At 33.4% G+C, this 2,776-nt stretch carries 3 protein-coding genes and 1 pseudogene; all 4 read left to right on the top strand.

What is annotated here, in order from left to right; translation table 11 throughout:
- A pseudogene (locus BJN41_RS13895) lies at positions 1-281 on the top strand (IS701 family transposase); the annotation flags it as partial.
- A gap of 31 nt (positions 282-312) precedes the next feature.
- Entirely contained in the window at positions 313-924 is a 612-nt protein-coding gene (locus BJN41_RS13890) for a recombinase family protein (protein ID WP_004740252.1), read from the top strand.
- A 137-nt stretch (positions 925-1,061) separates the two neighbouring features.
- Entirely contained in the window at positions 1,062-2,486 is a 1,425-nt protein-coding gene (locus tag BJN41_RS13885) for an Alw26I/Eco31I/Esp3I family type II restriction endonuclease (protein WP_070155939.1), read from the top strand.
- Positions 2,487-2,579: 93 nt separating this feature from the next.
- On the top strand, positions 2,580-2,776 hold a 197-nt coding region (locus BJN41_RS13880), incomplete at its 3' end, for a helix-turn-helix domain-containing protein (RefSeq protein ID WP_034683890.1).

The raw sequence follows: 2,776 nt of genomic DNA, 5'->3' as shown, positions 1-2,776 counted from the left end.
ATGAATTACATTCAAGTCATTGGAAAATAGAGCAATATCACCGGGTGATTAAACAGGTTTGTCATATTGAAAAGTTTCAAGTAAGACGATCTAAACTGATTTTGAATCATAWTTTTTCAGCCTTGATGGCCTACGTCGAGATACAAAAGAACCAGTTTGAGCGGATCTTTGAAAATGTATATCGTTGGCAGAAGAAATTATTTAGACCAGTTATCAAAAACTTCATTGATGACTTTATTCTCGATAAAAATCATCTGCTACCACAGAGAATCTTTAAATAATAGTGCGTAAGTCCTATAGAATTAAGATTAAATGATAGAAATGAATACACGTATTTATCTACGAGCTTCAACTAAAGATCAAGATGCAGAAAGGGCTTTGCAGATTCTTCAGGATCTAAACCAAAACTTGAATTTGGGTGAAACCATTGTGTACGTAGAAAACTATAGTGGTACGAAGTTAGACCGACCTGAATTGAATAAGCTACTGTCAGAAGCAAATCAAGGTGACACCTTGTTAGTTGAAAGTATTGACCGCTTATCACGCCTAACCCAACGAGATTTTCAAGAGCTGAAGCGCAGGATCCAGGAGAAGGGACTTCGTTTAGTCGTAGCGGATCTTCCTACTACCTACCAAATGATTCAAACCAGTGACAGCATTACTCATTCAATCCTGGAACTCATCAACAATATGTTGATTGATCTCCTGGCAACAATGGCTCGCCTAGACAATGAGAAACGTATAGAACGTATTAAGCAAGGCCTGGCACGTTCGGGTTACAAGCCAACAGGTAAGAAAGCCAATGAGGCTAAGCACAAACGAATAAAAGAATTGCTAGCAGCTGGCAATATGACTAAGGAAGAAATTGCCAAAGCAGTGAATTGTGGAGTTGCAACTGTCTATCGAGTTGCTAAAGTTATCTAAAAGCGGACATTTCTATTTTGGACTTACAGATGAACTGCGTATAAGAGATTTTATGTTAAATAGCCATCTGAAGTTTATTAAATTTTAATAGGGAATGAAGGCATAATTACCATTTTTTTTAAATGGATAATTAATAGATGGCTAGGTTAGAGAAAGTTTATTCTCCTGAGTTTCAACAATATCAGAAAACTATCATAGAACATCCAAATTATATAGGCTTAGAATATGCTGGAAGTTGGGTAAAAGCTGGTAAATCTCCAGTAGGTCAGAATAGAAAAAAATGGGCAGATCAAAAAATTGCTGAATTAGGTATTACAGGGTCAGGAATATATGCCAAATTAATGTATACAATACATCCTTTCAAAGTAAAGCCATGTCAAACTTGTGGTCAGACAATGAGTTTAGATTATGTTTACCCTAATAAAAATTTTGCAAATAAATTGACCAAGACATTTCCAATTCTTGCAGGAAAAGATCTTTTAACAACAAGTATTTATGATATTTTAAAAGTTCTAAATTCAGATAATAATCAAGAATTGGTTTTCCTGTTACGATCAACTTTAAAAAGAAAAGATATAGAAAACTTAGATGTACAAGAACTAGTTCAATGTTTAATCGAAGAAAGTAGATCGGGTCTGATCAAAGTACTTGGCCCAGGGGCTATGTCTAACTTTCCAGATCGTTTTGATGGTTTTCATTCATATAATCGTTGCTGTCGTTCAACTGAAGATACAGGAAGATCTGTTGAAAATTTAAAATCATATACTAAAGATCGAAGAGCTTATGAAGCATGGTCTGATGGGAACCATCGTGCAGCAAATCAATTAATGGGTGACCAAGTTTTTTCAAGAACAGGTTTATCAGCAGATCATTTAGGTCCTATTTCATTAGGTTTTGTTCATGATCCTAGATTTATGAAAGCAATGACTAGCGGAGAAAACTCATCAAAGAGAGATAGATTGATTCTATCTGATTTAGTCACCATGATTGATATTGAGTCTAGAGAAAATATTAATGCTTCATCATGGTTTTGTAGCATTATTTGGCAATCTATCAAAAATGATATTCAAAATGGGAAAATCACATCAAATARTGACACTCTAAGAGAGTATCAAACTACCTTGAAAAAAAATAAGGACTTATTTTTTAATATATTGGGGTATATTGCATCGAGTAAAAATGGTCAAGAATTCTTAATTTGGTACCTAAAAGATCGGTATAAATTTGAAGATAATTATTTATATGATTACGTTTTAGACACAGATATAGGAAGTAATACTTTTGGTCAAATAAAATCAAAAACACCTAGAAACCTAACTGCTAGAGCAGATGGTGAGGAAGATAGAGCTATACGCATTGGTTTGRAATCTATAAAAGATTATGCTAGTAAAAATAATAGAAAAATTAAGGAAGTACTAACCGAAAATGAAGAACAAGTATTAGATAGTATTGTCTTGAAATTATCTCAATCAGGAATTTTTGAAGAAATTCTAACAGAACTCAAAATTTTAATGACTGTAGTACAAAAACGGTTATTAAAATATTCTCTTAATATGTATTAGTTCAGACTTGATCGTACATTCTTCTTGAAAAAGAGAAAGTTACCCGTTTTGATAAAGGTGTCGAAATCTTAATCAAACAAAGGTAACTTTCTTATGTTGCATACTAACAATCAAATCATTAAACACAAAGTAGGTCTGCTCAATTTAGCTGAAGAGCTTCAGAATGTATCCAGAGCATGCAAAGTGATGGGTGTTTCAAGAGATACATTTTATCGCTATCAAGAGTTAGTGAAGTCTGGTGATATTGACGCACTGATCAATAAATCCCGTCGAGTACCAAATTTAAAAAA

The organism is Acinetobacter towneri, assembly GCF_001758345.1.
In the GTDB taxonomy this organism is placed as follows: Bacteria; Pseudomonadota; Gammaproteobacteria; order Pseudomonadales; family Moraxellaceae; genus Acinetobacter; species Acinetobacter towneri_A.
This window is presented reverse-complemented; position numbering and strand designations above follow the sequence as displayed.

What these genes read in the sequence shown, in the direction of transcription:
- BJN41_RS13890 (WP_004740252.1), top strand. Translation starts at nt 313, where the DNA reads ATGATAGAAATGAATACACGTATTTATCTACGAGCTTCAACTAAAGAT.